Source organism: Corynebacterium striatum ATCC 6940, assembly GCF_000159135.1.
GTDB lineage: Bacteria > Actinomycetota > Actinomycetes > Mycobacteriales > Mycobacteriaceae > Corynebacterium > Corynebacterium striatum.
Genome location: NZ_GG667523.1, coordinates 284,199 through 297,249, shown reverse-complemented (window position 1 = coordinate 297,249; position 13,051 = coordinate 284,199). Strand labels below are relative to the sequence as shown.

Sequence of the window (13,051 nt, the reverse complement as noted above, 5' to 3'; positions counted from 1 at the left end):
CTCGCCGGTGAAGTAATGGCATTCGCCTTCTTAAGGAATGTCAACGCCCACCCAACACGGTTTTCAAAGCGCGACTGCCCCGACGCAATGGTCTCAAGCCTCTCTTCGTCAGTAATGCCCGCATAGGACGCAGTTATCTCGATGAGCTCCCTACGCCGGAGCTCAGATCCATTTGAGTTAAGAGCCTCCAACACCGAGATCATGTAGGCTTCCCATCTTTCGATAGCCATTAGAGCTCTTCTTGGAATGCGCGGGTGGATAGGGACTCTTGTAGTTCTTGCAGAAGCTTCCTCTGGCGCTTCATTTGAGATTCAACGTCGTCGATTCGCGATGTTAAGGATGCGAACTCTTGTTGTTCGTCCAATGATGCTTGAGGAATCGGCAACCGCTTCAACTCGTTGGCGTTGATGTTCGCCATTCCCACAATTGCTTTTGCGGTGTTTCGCAATATCTTCTTACCAAGCACCGAATTGAGGAACCCAGAGATATATTCAGGAACCGCTTTATCGTTTACTCGACATCTGATTAGATAGCCTGCATACGTATATTCCTCCTGCAACTCTGGGACGACAGCAGTTTTTCCCACCAAGTCCTTACTATTCGTCCTGTTGAAGAGTAAATCACCGGCCTTCAGCGAGTATTTCTCTCGATCGCTGGCGTCGAGTTCAACGTATTTTAAATCTGAAAGATCAATTTCACCGTTGTAAGAGACATTTCCCATTCGCAGTATTGGAATGCCGACATTCTCGTTCGCCTTGTCGCTAGTTCCATACTGAGTGGATTCGAGATACTCACCAATTATTGTCGATTCCCGCTCAATTCTTAGGAACAAATCCGTAAACAATTCTTGCTTAAGCTGGAGCAAGTCTCCCAAGGACTGATTAACCCTAAACAGCGCCTCATCCACCTCATCCAAAATCGCCGCGATACGGCGCTGCTCGTCGAGGGGAGGGAGAAGAAACTTTTCTTCGACCACGTCTGCCTTAGAGATCCCTGGAACAGCCGCATGCTTTTGAAGCCGTCCAAGTCGCAAATCTTTTAGTAGCCAGTACAGCCATCGAGAGTCAACCTGTTCCTCAGACTTCGGAAATACACCGAATGCCGTATCAATAATCCAGCAGTTTCCGGAGGACCACTCTACGAATCCAGCACTGCCCTTCCTGCCGACTACAGAGACGGGCCCGACAAAATTGGCCTCTACATGGCTCCCAACTGAACCGGCAGAGCCAAACACTGGAAACTCCCCTGCGACACGTTCCTCTTTCTTAAGGGCTTTGCCATATTTCAGATGACACACATCCCCTAACCGCACCATCGGCCAATCGTGCTTTGCTGTGCTGGCCATGTTATTTACCCTCGCTGAGCATGGCCTTGAGGTTGGCAAGGCCTTGGGTGATGTCGCGGTCGAGTTCTTCGATCTCGGCAATGATGTCCATAGGGTCGCGGGTTTCTTGTGCTTCGAGGACGATCTCCTTGTAGCGGTTCATGGAGAGGTCGTAGTCGGCTTGGGCGATTACCTCTTTGGGCACGGTGAAGGAGTAGTCCGTGCGGGCGCGCTCACGCTCGTCGGTGGTGCGGGAGTGCCAGCGGGCAACCACGTCCGGAAGGTTGTTGAGCTTCAGCTGCTCGTCGGTGAGAGTGACGGGAGTGGGGTCTTCGGCAAGCGCGGGATCGCTAAGGTCCTGGATGTGGGAGGTAGGGGAGGGGCCGAGCAAGGGGCGCTCGAGAAGCGGAGTGCGCTTGTCATCCAGGGAGTAACCATCCGCGGTGACGTCATAGAACCACACCTCATCGGTACCGCCGGAATCCGTGCGGGTAAAGCACAGGACAGCGGTGGACACCCCCGAGTAGGGCTTGAACACGCCGGAGGGAAGCTTGATGACAGCATCTAGACGCTGATCCTCAACCAAGGTTTTGCGAAGGGCTTTGTGCGCCTTGGTGGAGCCGAAGAGGACGCCTTCAGGGACAATCACCGCGGCGCGACCACCCGGCTTGAGTAGTTGCAGGAAGCGGTGGACAAAGAGGATCTCCGTCTTCTTGGCCGTCGTCACCGACTTGAGTTTGGGATCGATGGCGTCCTTATCCAGGCTACCAGCAAAAGGCGGGTTAGCCAGGACGAGGTCGAAGTCCTCAAACGTCGTGGGTAGCTTCTGCAGGGAGTCGTGGTGGGAGATGTTGGGATCTTCAAAACCATGCATGAACATGTTCATCGCCGCGATGCGCACCATGGTCTTGTCAAAGTCGAAGCCCGTCAGGCCCTCATCGGTAAACGTGGTGCGCGTTTCCTTGTTAAATAGGTCCTCGCGGTGATGAAGGGCAATCCAATCATTGGCGGCCACCAGGAAGCCTGCGGTGCCGCAGGCTGGGTCGATGATGCGCTGCTGTGGTGTGGGCTCCATGAGCGCGACGATGAGCTCGATGATGTGGCTGGGCGTGCGGAACTGGCCGTTCGTACCCGAGGTTGACAGCTTGTCCAGCATGTACTCATACAAGTCGCCCTTCATGTCCTTGTTCGAGAAGTGCAGCTGGTCAATGAGCTCCATGACGCGTGAGAGCGTCGCTTCAGATTCGATCTCGAATGAGGCGTTGGCCATGTGTTCCTGGAAGCCCGTCCCGCCCATCTCCTTGATGAAGGGGAAGACCTTAGTGATGATGGTGGCTTTGCGGCGGGCAATGTCACGGTCTTCGATGAGGTTGCGCCACCGCAGATCCTGTTGGCTGGCATCAAAGATGTCTTCCGTCGCGGTGGGATCCCCCAGCGCCCGGCGCTTATCAATCTGGACCTGGCGCTCGTCGAGGTCCTTGATAAAGAGCAGGTAGGTGAACTGCTCAATGACGGAAACAGGGTTGGAAATGCCGCCGGACCAGAAGGTGTCCCAAATGCGGTCGACGTTGTTTTTGAGGGCGCCGGTAATCATGTACTTCAGGGTAGCTGTTGCAGCCATTGAGACAGCTATACGGGAAGGCTCAGCCCGCGTAGCGCAAAAAGATGTTCCTTCTCTCATTCCGTTGATGGATACCCCAGTGGGGTATAGGCTTGAGTCAACATAATCGGACCTATTCGGAAGACTTATGAAACGCCTCATTTCTCTTGCGGCTGTGTGCGCCGCAGCCATCACCTTGTCCGCCTGCTCCACGGAGAGCCCCGGCCCGAGCGAAGCCTCGAAGAGCGCCGCTTCCAGCACCGACATCCAACAGGTGCCTGCCGAGGAGATCCTCGCCGAGTTCGATCTCGAAGGGTTGGATGGCCCGGAGATCATCGACAAGCTGGACCACATGCCCAAGGAGGAGCGCCCTAGCGATCTGCACGCCTCCGTGCTGCCGAACGAGCTAGTCCTCACTGCCGAGCAGGGCCAAGCATCCCTGCCCTTGCCGGAGGACAAGTTCTACGTCTCCATCGCGCCGTACATGACCCAGACCCATGACTGCTTCAACCACTCCCTGACCACCTGCACTGGTGAGCTCAGCAAGGAAGACATCCACGTCACCATCACGGATGACGAAGGAAACGAGCTGGTCAACGAAGACACGACGACCTTTGACAACGGCTTCATTGGCTACTGGCTGCCCGCCGACAAAAAGGGCACCATCACCGTCGAGAAGGACGGCAAGACCGGTGAGGTTCCCCTAGACACCACCGAGGAGGGCGCAACCTGCATCACCACCCTGCAGATGACCTAATCCGCTCATTCATTCACCACGGTGAATCCCACCTCCTGGGGTTCACCGTTTGTCGTTTTATGGTGTCCATGCAGTGCTTGCCGACGTCAACAGTGTTCTGGGCAAGTCCCCATACGGCCACTCCCTGAAGAACATCTCCGAGCAGGCTATTTCCCACGGCAAGTCCGCTGGTGCCGTCAGCTCTGTTCCGTTTAGCCACGCCACCCCGTCGGCGCCGGCTTCCTGGGCGCTGGCATCGCTGCCGCCATCCTCGGCGCTATCGCTACCTACCTGCAGTCCATGGGCATCGTGAAGGTTGACTTCGCCGCTCTGCAGAGGATGTTCCGCTAAGCACTCAGCGCTTCACACTAGAGGATGCGCTGAGCATTCAGCCCCAAGCAAGCCCTTCGCTTTTAAAGCGGAGGGCCTTTGCCGTTCACGCACTTCGCGTCTTCTCCCTCTACTGGGAGGACTCCTCTAGGCAGTCATACAGAAAGTCCATCAAAGCTGTGGCATCGTCGGCCCGGAAAAGTTCATCAAGTGCAAGGTTGAACTCCAGCTGCCTCGCGTGGGGGATATTCAATGCGCTGTATCCATGACTCAGTAAGAGACCGGACGCCACAAGCCGTGCGGTTCGCTTGTTTCCATCGAAGTAAAACTGGCTACGCGTGGCAGAGCAGAAATAGGCCAACGCTTGCTCGACTGGGTTTTCAAGCCCTTGGAGGGACACCAGCAAATCGGCATGGGCTTCACCCAATTCATCAGCAGGGTCGAAAGGGATGAACCCGCCATCCATGAGCCGCACTCCACCGCCGTCTCCCTCTGCGTCGCCTTCACCACGGAAAAGTCCGGCATCGAGCAACGTGCGGACTTCTGGGAGGGTAAACGTGTTTCCTTCCAGCGCGACGGCATTCCACACCAAGTCAGGAAGTTGCTTGGTGAGTCGAAATAACGCGCGCTCGGTCCCCAACTCCACAATGTGAGGTCGCTCGTGGTGCTCCCAGCTCACTCGGCTCGTCGCTCTTCTCATCACCTATGCCCCTCCGATGTAGTTTTCAGCGCACACATCAATAGCAAGCTGATGCGGTGACACGTAGTGTATTCCTAACTCTTTTCTTGCGCCCGTTAACTCTTCATCGGCGACGGGCACGAGGGTGATCCCTCCGGATACTGACTCAGCACTGGCACGAATCCGCGTGGGCAACGAGGGCACGATCTCTGCCGGATTTGTGCACCAAATCAATGTTGATCGAGGTTCTACTTCACCAGCGATATGCCCCGAGACTTGTTGAGCTGCAAAGGCACCCGACATCGCCCATGGTTGCCCGCTCGCATCAACCGCTGAGGCAAGCGTTATTGGATTCGCCGGTAAAAAGTGAAGAGCCCCGTGGCGGCCATAGGGATTGGAGGCCCACGCGGCCCGTTCTATGAGAGCCTGGCAGCTACCGCCGCAGGCCGGGGTGTCACCCCACTGCACGAAGCGGTCAATCCAGGCTTTAACGTCTGGCTCCTCACTTGCGAGATCCCCAAGAAGCACTCTGGCGGCTGTCGCGGCCGCGGCATCACTCATGCGGTGTACCTGTACGGAAACCTCGTATCCGAGCACGCGCATTACCTTCTCCAAGCCAGCCAAACTCGGTTGGGCTGTCCCACGCATCCACAGGTTGAGCGTATTTCGTGAGACCCCCGAACGCCGCGACACTTCGCTCAGGCTCAGCGGGCTTTTCTTGAGGAGTTGTACTGGGTCCATGGCCCTACTATAGCTAGCTGTCCTATCAATAGGACGCCTGTCCTACGCATAGGACAGGTGATACTTTTACCAACGACATGGCAACACCACCCCGCCGTGTCCTATGATGAAGCAAATGAGCGCGGAGATTTATTCACTTCCCACAACGCCGTTGGTCACCACTGACCTCACCGAACAGGGTCCCCGGATTTCACTGCGCCGGGGGAGCAACATTCTCATGCTGGAGCTGCCGGCTACCTATCCTGAGGCAGATCTGTCTGATCCGCGGTGGGTGGTCAAGTCTCACTTCATCGATCGCCCCCATTCGGTGCGCGAATTAGCCACCGAAGAACCGCTGGAAGTCGGCATCCCTGGGCCTTTTACCCGCATCGAGGTAACCCTGCGCGATGGCGATGAGGACCTCATCGAGACCGTCACCTTTACCGGCATCACCGATGAGGCGCCGTTCATCGTCTATGACCGCACCACGCTCATCGCGCCGCAGGGCACGCTGGAGGCCGCTGAGCCCCTCGGCATCTGGGCCGGCTGGGAAGTGGGCCCGCTGCCGGATCAGGTGAGGGTACCGCAGAGGGAACCGGTGGACGTCGCCAAGCACGGCGATTTCGAGTGGGACTTCGACGTCGCCATCCTGCCCAACGCCCGGGGCCTCGATAACGAGCCCGTGTTCACCAAGTCGCCGCGCGTGCACCTCATCGCGGAAGGGGAGTGGCGCATCGATCTCACTTACGCGCCTCTCGGCGGCGAGCAGGAGGAGATTTCGGAGCAGACCTTCGACGCAGGCATCGCCGAGCCTTTCCCGGGTGACCTCTACGAAGACCCGTGGGTGGGCCGCTACAAGGTGTCGCTGTGGCACGACGAGCAGCTTGTCGACGTCCGCTTCATCTCCCTCGCCGAGGGCCTCCACATGCGTGCGACCAACGACGGCCCGCGCGGCATGGATTTCCGCATCATCGATGCCCTCGGTGCGCACTCGGCCTTCAGCTACACGCTGGCCTCCCCGCCAAAGAAGCCCATCGCACTGGAAAAAGGCCTGCGCACCTTCGAGGACACCGAGGTCTCGCGCCGCGAGGTCGTGGCCAGTGAAGCCGGCTATGAGCTGGAATTCGATGTCTGGCCCGAGGCTTTGTTCAGCCGCGTCAAGCGCATCGGCCTAGAGCCCACCGAGCACTCCGATAAACCAGTGATTTTCGCCGGTCAGCTCGATCAGGACGATATGTTTACCGTCCACTCGCCGCGCCCGTTGCCGCTGGCGAAGTTCGTCACCATCGACGGCCGCCAGAAAATCAAGGAGCTGGCGCGCACCTCGAAGACCACGCAGGCGGTCACCAGCCTCGCCGTCCCCAACGCCGCGCTGGCCAACGCCGTGCGCAAACAGCCAACGACAGAGCTCTTCCTCATGTGGTCCACACTGTCCTACGAGGACTACCTGGACTCCCTCCCGGCGGGGGAGCGCGAGGCTCACCAGGCCCGCAGCTTGGAGCGGCGCATCGTCGAGTACGAAGCTTCCGCATCCACCAGCCTGATCTATGCGGCGCTGGCCACCGTCCGAAAGTCCCCATTCGTCAGCCGCGGCCTGCTTAATGGCGATGAAATCATCATTGAACAGAACGCAGAACCGCAGGCAGATTTAGTGGGCTGGGCCTGGCCATTGGCCGAGCCCACGGTGGCGCCTACCCAACTCACACCCACCGAAGAGGGGTTTGAGCTGCCCGCCGACCTTGCTGAGCAGGGCTCGCTGCTTGTCGATGTCCGCGAGCTCCGCGCCTCCTCCAACCTCGCCGCCCCTGCACGCCCCTCCAGCGCCTCCATTGTGATCACGCCAGAAGGCTCACCGGCGGCACTCGCATCAAAGGACTGGACCCCGGAGCAGCTCTGGGACACCTTCCGCGCGCTCCACGTGCTCTCCCAGCGCAGCCCCAACCCGAAGCTGCAGGCGATGTTCGACAGCACCATCGACCGCCTGCGCGCCCAACCGGAGGCCGCGGTCCACGCTCTAGCGCGCACCGGCGTCAGCGTGAACCAACAAGCCCGCTCGCTTGCGCGCACGCGCTTGTTCCACTCCCCGCTGGAGGCCGCCGCCGAGTCCGGCGTCGATAGCTACCTGGATCTCCTCCTCGATCCTTCAGCCAGCGAGAACCCCGAGCTCACCGCCGTGCGCGAGTCCGGCGCAGATGGTCTGACCCGCCCGATGCTGCTCAATGCCGCGACCATTCACAGCCCCACACCGCCCGTCGACGATCTGATGGGGGAGGCCGGCCGCGTCGCCGCGCTGCGTGAGTGCTTTGCCAACAACGGCGCCCTCGATGCGCTGGGCACCATCGAGCACCTGCGCAAGGACGCCACGGCACTGGCCTCGCTGGTGCAAAACGCGGGCGTTGACATGTCCGTTAGCCACACCCTCATCGCGTTGGGCGCCTTTGCCAGCGGAAACACCGCCGACGAGCTCAATGCCGCTGCGTGGATGCCCTATATTTCCTATGCCTTCGCGCTGGCTTCCCGCGCTGCGGCGAACGACATCATCATGGAAAGCCCGCTGCTCAAGGAAGACATGCCCATGCTTGCCGACGTCCTCCCGCTTGCCCCCCGCCTCTTCTTCTACGACCTCGTGACGGCCGAAGCTCTCTTCCGCGATCGCGACATGTGAGCGTGTGAGGTGTGCCACAATAGGTGAGCATGAAGGTTATCTCCACGAACGTCGCTGTCCGCCGCCCCGAGCCGCATGGGCGACACGAGTACACGGGCATCGATAAGCAGCCACGCCCCTTCCTGGACCTGGAGATACCTGGGCCCAACTACGGTGACGGCTCCGGCGTGGTGGGGGATTCCATCGGTGACCACGCCCACCACGGCGGTGCCGAGAAGGCCGTCTATGCTTATGCCCGCGAGGAGCTCGACTACTGGGAGGGCACGCTCAACCGCGTGCTGCGTGGTGGCTACTTCGGGGAGAACCTCACCACCGAGGGGATCTCCTGGCCGAATATGCTGATCAACCAGCAGATTCAGGTGGGGGAGTGCGTGCTCGAAGTGTCTATCCCGCGCACACCCTGCGCCACCTTCTCCGGTTGGATGGACGAGCCCGGCTGGCTCAAGTCCTTCACTGAGCGTGGCGATTGCGGTTCCTACCTGCGCATCATCGAGCCTGGCCGCATCAACCCAGGCGATGAGATTACGCTCATCGGCCGCCCCGACCATGACATCACCATGGGCATGGCCTTTGCCGCCAAGATGGGGGACAAGGAGCTAGCCCGGCGCGTCGTCGACGCCGGCTGCCTTGCCCCAGTCCACCACGACCAGCTGGTTAAGCGCCTGCAGCCCCGCGGTTAGCTAGCCATTCATAGGTTGTCGCTTGTGAACCGCGCGTGCCATCCATACGCACGAATCGTGCCTTCACCAGTGACTTCAGCGCATATCGGACCTGCGCTCGAGTAAGGTTTGTGGCTGTTTCTATTTCGCCGATAGACAGCGGTTGTGCCGCCGTACGCAGCGCCTCCGCTACGCGCGGGGCGTTAACACCCAGGCGTTCCAAGGTCACTGGTGCATCCACTCGTCGTTCCGGGCCGGTGCCTGATTCCTCCTTGCGTAGTGGCTCCCAGATACGGGCCTCTCCACGAGAGTCCGGCCGCCACATCTTCACCGTAAATTGCACGCCAGAATCTATCAGGTCAGGCTCCGGTAGTCCTTGCTCTCGCGCAGCATCCAGCATGAGCTGCACGCCGCCGCCTTCGCCCTCAATAACAAAAGAGCCATCGTCTGCTTTGAGATATCGGCACAGTCTATAGAGCCGCTGGTTAATCTCCTGGCGCGCCAGATCTCTCGACTTGAGCTGTTCAACCGTCAGATCCCGTAGGCCTCCTGGACTGGAGATAACCATCTTGTCCGGTAGTAGGCGGACATCAATCGATTTACCCGCACCCAACGTATTTGGCCCAAGATCACGGTGCACCAATGCATTAGCCACGGCCTCTCGAATGGCCGGAAGGGGAAGTTCAGGAACTTCCACCATTGATCCGTCCTCTCGATATCGCCGTACGGCGGCTAAACGTTGCCTTACCCATCCCATTACCGAGTTCAACAGCACCGGAACGGGCCCCTCAAAGGTCTCCAACCCCAGCACTCGCCCGTGCTTCGAACCATTTGGTAGCCTTTGCGCCACCGTTACTGCTAAGGAGGGAAAATGTCCTTGGGGATAGAAACCCAGCGCATACAGGCCAGCAAGGGTCAGCTCTCCAGTCGCGGTCGTCACCGCTAGCGCCCGTAAGACGTCCTCATCTTGAGTAAGTCCCGATAGTCGCCGATTCTTTTTCCGCGCCTGAACCAAGAAATCTTGCACCACGTCGCTATCTAGGTCTGCAAGGCTCGTGCCTTCCACAATCGTCGTGTCATAGGACACTGCCTCTTCGGCATGCAGCTTTGCCACGTCCATCATGCGCAGCTCCGAGGCACTCATACGGTAGTCCCCATCAGCCATTCGAAGATACGCTTCTCCCCTGTAGATAGCAGGCTTATCAATAATCGGAAGACCCGTAACCTCCGCAATCACGACATGCGTGCCATCTATTGCCACACTGTCGGTATGCACTGTGACTGGAGGGGTGATGACATGACGCGCCTGCGAGGCCAGAGCAGCCTCCATCTCCGAAGGATTCTCAATGCCAGTGACAATGAATCCTTCCTTCTCATTGACACCGAGAATGATAAGGCCGCCACTCGGCATGTTTGCGAACGCGCACAATGTCTGCGGTAGAGAGTCCGGAATGCCCCCTTGAGCGGTTTCGACCTCGACTGTTGTTGAATCACCGCCGCGCAACTCAAGCTCAGCCAATAGCTCTCTCAGCTGATTCTCGGACCAATTGTTCACGATGAATACCCGCCCTCAACGTTAACAATGACGGCTCAATGCTAACTTCATTCCTCTTCAATGACAAGAGTTCTCATTGATCTTCCCATTGAGGTGTCATTGACATTCTCATTGAGGCCAAATTATGGCCCTGAAACCCCGTATGTTTAAGCTTTATCTAGCGCATAAACCGCAATGAGTGGTTGGATAAGAGTTATCCAACCACTCATTTGCTGTCTGACGAATGGATAGCCTCTACAAGCCTCACTACGTTACCGAGAGCTGGATCCCCGAATCAGGCTCCGGCACTCCCCGGCGCGATAAGGCCGGAGGCCCTTTTTAGGTCTATGTCCCTGACCATCTTGTAAGTAAGGCATGGAGTTTTCCCCAGAGCTCACCAGCCGGGCAGCACGTATCGAGCGAGAGATCTTGGATCTCAACCGTCATGCTGCTTCTGGCCAGTTGGAGTCTGTGGCCCGCTTACTCATGCGTTCTGAGGCGATTTCTTCCTCACGCATTGAAGGTATTGCGCCCAACGTCGACAAGGTTGTCCTCGCGGAACTCGCCCAAAAGGAGGAAGTCCGCGGCTTTAAGGAAAGCGCGGAAGAGGTTGCGCGTAACCTCACCGTTCTGTGTTCCATTGAGAAGAGCTTTGCCACCGAACCAACATCTCCATCGGCCTTCTTGAAAAGCTCCAAAGAGAGTTGATGGGGGAGAAGGGCTCTATCCCCACTGGTCTTCGCACTATTCAGAACTGGATTGGTGGAAGTAACCACACACCCATTGGGGCCGAGTTCATCCCAGCGCCCCCAGGCCTAGTCCATGACCTCGTGGACGACTTATGTCTTTACCTCGATGGCGCTTCGCACGGTGCTCTCATCCAGGCCGCAATTGCTCACGCTCAGTTTGAAACGATTCATCCCTTTGCAGACGGCAACGGGCACGTTGGCCCTGCTCTCATTCATGGAATTCTTCTGCGCCGCGGGCTTACGAAGTACACCATTCTGCCGGTAAGCCTCCTCCTCGGTACGCGGTCCAAATCGAAAGCTACCTGCCTTTTCGCACCATCGAGCGTTGTAAAATCCTCACCATGGAGCGCACGTATAAGTGGGAGCATGTCGAGACTCCCCTCATCCGGAACGAGGCCGCAGTTCATTTTTTAGGAGCCGGTTTGACCGCTTCCGGAGTGCAATACGGCGATGGATACGAGGCCACGTGGGAGCTGCGCGCCGCGGAGAACTGGGTGACCGAACGTGTGTCGGTGAACGTTGAAGGCGACGGATGGGGGCGAAGCCTCGAGCTGTTTAGGTCCGAACAAGGCGTGTGGTCGGCGGAAACCAATGAAGAGGGCGCCCAGCCTGAAGATCTGCCCTCCCCCGGTATCGTCCAGTCAGCCGACCTGAAAGCCGCACTCGATTGCGATCTCGGCCTGTGCCCTCTCACCAACACAATGCCTATTCGTCGCTTGACGCTGCTTGAGACTCAGGTTCCGAAAACGCAGCTGATCATGGCTTGGATTGATATACCGTCCCTCCAGGTGATCGCATCAGACCAGTACTACAGCTCCGTCGATGCTGAAACTGTCCGATACAAAAGCGGAACACGGGGAGTCGACGTCGAGTTGGAGGTCGACGGTGACGGAGTGGTCGTACACTACCCTGATCTCGCACGGCGGGTCTGATCCGGAAACAACTCTAACTACGCTGGGCGGTATGAACGACCTGACCATCGCGCCTGGCCCAGGGATCCCCGGGGGTCTGGTCATCGTCGCCGCCGACCTGACGGAGCGGTTCGCGAAGTCGTCGGGACCAGGCGGCCAAGGCGTCAATACTACGGACAGCAAAGTGCAGCTTTCCGTCGATATCGCTACGTGCTCATCGCTTTCCGACGCCCAGCGTCGCCGCGTCCTTCACAACCTCGAGCACCGCCTAGACGGCACCGTCTTTACCGTTACCGCATCGACCCAGCGATTGCAGGTACGCAACCGCGCCGAGGCACGAGGTCGCATGGCCGCCCTCTTGCGCGAGGCGCTCGCTCCGCCTCCTCCCCCGCGGCGAAAAACGAAGCCGACGCGCGGCTCAGTGCGGCGCCGTCTCGAAGCTAAAAAGCGGCGCTCGGAACTCAAGTCCACGCGACGGCGGCCCCAAATTCCCTAGTTCGAACCATCCGCGTGCATATCCTCACGCAGACGGACCTGGGTCGGGTAACCGCTACGCTGAGACAGCTTGGACCGGTTGAATCCGCTTGATTTCCGAGAGGATCTTGTCTTCCGCCACGTCCAAGTCATATTGAGCCTGTAACCCGAGCCAGAACTGGGGGCTCATCTCGAAAAACTTCGCTGGACGAAGGGCCGTGTCAGCGGTTACAGCGCGCTTACCGTGAACAATTTCGTTGATCCGGCGGGGCAGAACGCCGATGGAGACGGCGAGCTTGTGCTGGGTGAGCCACATTCCTTTGAGAAAGTCCTCCATGAGGATCTCACCGGGGTGAACCGGAGGGAGCTTGTCAGTGGTAGTCAACGATCTCAACCTCCTCTGGCCCCGCGGCAGACCACCGAAAACAGATCCGCCACTGGTCGTTGATTCAAATGCTGAACTTACCCCGCTGATCACCTTTCAACGCCTCGAGCCGGTTTCCCGGGGAATCCGTAACTCATCAAGAGTCTGCGCGTACCCAAGCTGGCGCAGCTTCCACAGACGCTCAGTGTCCTTGTCAGCGAACGACTGGATCATGCTTCACCCTATCCACCATAACGCGAAGCGTGAATAACGCTACACGTTAAATTTGAACTCCACGGTATGTTG

At 58.4% G+C, this 13,051-nt stretch carries 15 protein-coding genes and 1 pseudogene; 8 read left to right on the top strand and 8 right to left on the bottom strand.

Annotated elements, in window-relative coordinates:
* The 3 genes from HMPREF0308_RS08945 to HMPREF0308_RS08935 all read right to left on the bottom strand — a co-directional run.
* Positions 1-230 (bottom strand): winged helix-turn-helix domain-containing protein (locus HMPREF0308_RS08945; RefSeq protein WP_005530831.1); only part of this gene is annotated, 230 nt, incomplete at its 3' end.
* Positions 230-1,345 carry a restriction endonuclease subunit S gene (locus HMPREF0308_RS13325; RefSeq protein ID WP_005530828.1) on the bottom strand — a complete coding sequence of 372 codons (1,116 nt, stop codon included), beginning with the start codon at positions 1,343-1,345 and terminating at the stop codon, positions 230-232. The genes HMPREF0308_RS13325 and HMPREF0308_RS08945, both read right to left, overlap by 1 nt.
* 1 nt (position 1,346) lies before the next feature.
* A complete protein-coding gene (locus HMPREF0308_RS08935) occupies positions 1,347-2,945 on the bottom strand; it encodes a type I restriction-modification system subunit M (RefSeq protein WP_005530827.1) in 1,599 nt (532 codons plus the stop codon).
* Between the two features lie 127 nt (positions 2,946-3,072).
* Between HMPREF0308_RS08935 and HMPREF0308_RS08930 the strand changes: the two genes are divergently transcribed.
* Together HMPREF0308_RS08930 and HMPREF0308_RS08925 are read left to right on the top strand one after the other, a co-directional pair.
* Positions 3,073-3,681: a CueP family metal-binding protein gene (locus HMPREF0308_RS08930; protein ID WP_005530825.1), complete on the top strand. Its 609-nt coding sequence runs from the start codon at positions 3,073-3,075 to the stop codon at positions 3,679-3,681.
* A 49-nt stretch (positions 3,682-3,730) separates the two neighbouring features.
* Positions 3,731-3,973 carry a hypothetical protein gene (locus HMPREF0308_RS08925; protein ID WP_129721127.1) on the top strand — a complete coding sequence of 81 codons (243 nt, stop codon included), beginning with the start codon at positions 3,731-3,733 and terminating at the stop codon, positions 3,971-3,973.
* 147 nt (positions 3,974-4,120) lie between these two features.
* Here HMPREF0308_RS08925 and HMPREF0308_RS08920 read toward each other — a convergent pair whose 3' ends face one another.
* Positions 4,121-4,636 (bottom strand): Fic family protein, encoded by a 516-nt coding sequence (locus tag HMPREF0308_RS08920; RefSeq protein ID WP_248630702.1) that lies wholly within the window; start codon positions 4,634-4,636, stop codon positions 4,121-4,123.
* 57 nt (positions 4,637-4,693) lie between these two features.
* Positions 4,694-5,410 carry a helix-turn-helix domain-containing protein gene (locus HMPREF0308_RS08915; RefSeq protein ID WP_005530819.1) on the bottom strand — a complete coding sequence of 239 codons (717 nt, stop codon included), beginning with the start codon at positions 5,408-5,410 and terminating at the stop codon, positions 4,694-4,696.
* Positions 5,411-5,525: 115 nt separating this feature from the next.
* Between HMPREF0308_RS08915 and HMPREF0308_RS08910 the strand changes: the two genes are divergently transcribed.
* Both HMPREF0308_RS08910 and HMPREF0308_RS08905 read left to right on the top strand, forming a co-directional pair.
* Positions 5,526-8,054, top strand: a complete 2,529-nt coding sequence (locus HMPREF0308_RS08910; RefSeq protein WP_236251904.1) for a hypothetical protein — start codon at positions 5,526-5,528, stop codon at positions 8,052-8,054.
* Between the two features lie 29 nt (positions 8,055-8,083).
* Positions 8,084-8,734 carry an MOSC domain-containing protein gene (locus tag HMPREF0308_RS08905; RefSeq protein ID WP_005530815.1) on the top strand — a complete coding sequence of 217 codons (651 nt, stop codon included), beginning with the start codon at positions 8,084-8,086 and terminating at the stop codon, positions 8,732-8,734.
* On the opposite strand, the gene HMPREF0308_RS08900 is transcribed toward HMPREF0308_RS08905, so the two are convergent.
* A complete protein-coding gene (locus HMPREF0308_RS08900) occupies positions 8,709-10,268 on the bottom strand; it encodes an ATP-binding protein (RefSeq protein WP_005530812.1) in 1,560 nt (519 codons plus the stop codon). The two genes, HMPREF0308_RS08905 and HMPREF0308_RS08900, sit on opposite strands and share 26 nt — an antisense overlap.
* Before the next feature lie 354 nt (positions 10,269-10,622).
* Here HMPREF0308_RS08900 and HMPREF0308_RS14205 point away from each other — a divergent pair, with 354 nt between their 5' ends.
* From HMPREF0308_RS14205 to arfB, 4 genes are read left to right on the top strand one after another with little or no spacing between them, the layout of a single operon-like run.
* Positions 10,623-10,955, top strand: a complete 333-nt coding sequence (locus tag HMPREF0308_RS14205; protein ID WP_005530810.1) for a Fic/DOC family N-terminal domain-containing protein — start codon at positions 10,623-10,625, stop codon at positions 10,953-10,955.
* A complete protein-coding gene (locus HMPREF0308_RS14200; protein WP_034657303.1) occupies positions 10,955-11,410 on the top strand; it encodes a Fic family protein in 456 nt (151 codons plus the stop codon). Before HMPREF0308_RS14205 ends, HMPREF0308_RS14200 begins: the two co-directional genes overlap by 1 nt.
* The gene (locus tag HMPREF0308_RS08885; RefSeq protein WP_005530808.1) at positions 11,338-11,928 is read left to right on the top strand and encodes a putative glycolipid-binding domain-containing protein; all 591 of its coding nucleotides are present in this window, start codon (positions 11,338-11,340) and stop codon (positions 11,926-11,928) included. The genes HMPREF0308_RS14200 and HMPREF0308_RS08885 overlap by 73 nt, the downstream gene beginning before the upstream one ends.
* Positions 11,929-11,959: 31 nt before the next feature.
* A complete protein-coding gene (gene arfB, locus HMPREF0308_RS08880) occupies positions 11,960-12,403 on the top strand; it encodes an alternative ribosome rescue aminoacyl-tRNA hydrolase ArfB (protein WP_005530806.1) in 444 nt (147 codons plus the stop codon).
* 54 nt (positions 12,404-12,457) lie between these two features.
* On the opposite strand, the gene HMPREF0308_RS08875 is transcribed toward arfB, so the two are convergent.
* Together HMPREF0308_RS08875 and HMPREF0308_RS08870 are read right to left on the bottom strand one after the other, a co-directional pair.
* On the bottom strand, positions 12,458-12,766 hold the full coding sequence (locus HMPREF0308_RS08875) for a HigA family addiction module antitoxin (protein ID WP_034657301.1): 309 nt from the start codon (positions 12,764-12,766) through the stop codon (positions 12,458-12,460).
* Positions 12,753-12,979: pseudogene (locus tag HMPREF0308_RS08870) on the bottom strand (type II toxin-antitoxin system RelE/ParE family toxin). The gene HMPREF0308_RS08875 and the pseudogene HMPREF0308_RS08870 overlap by 14 nt, the downstream one beginning before the upstream one ends.
* Positions 12,980-13,051 lie beyond the last annotated feature (72 nt).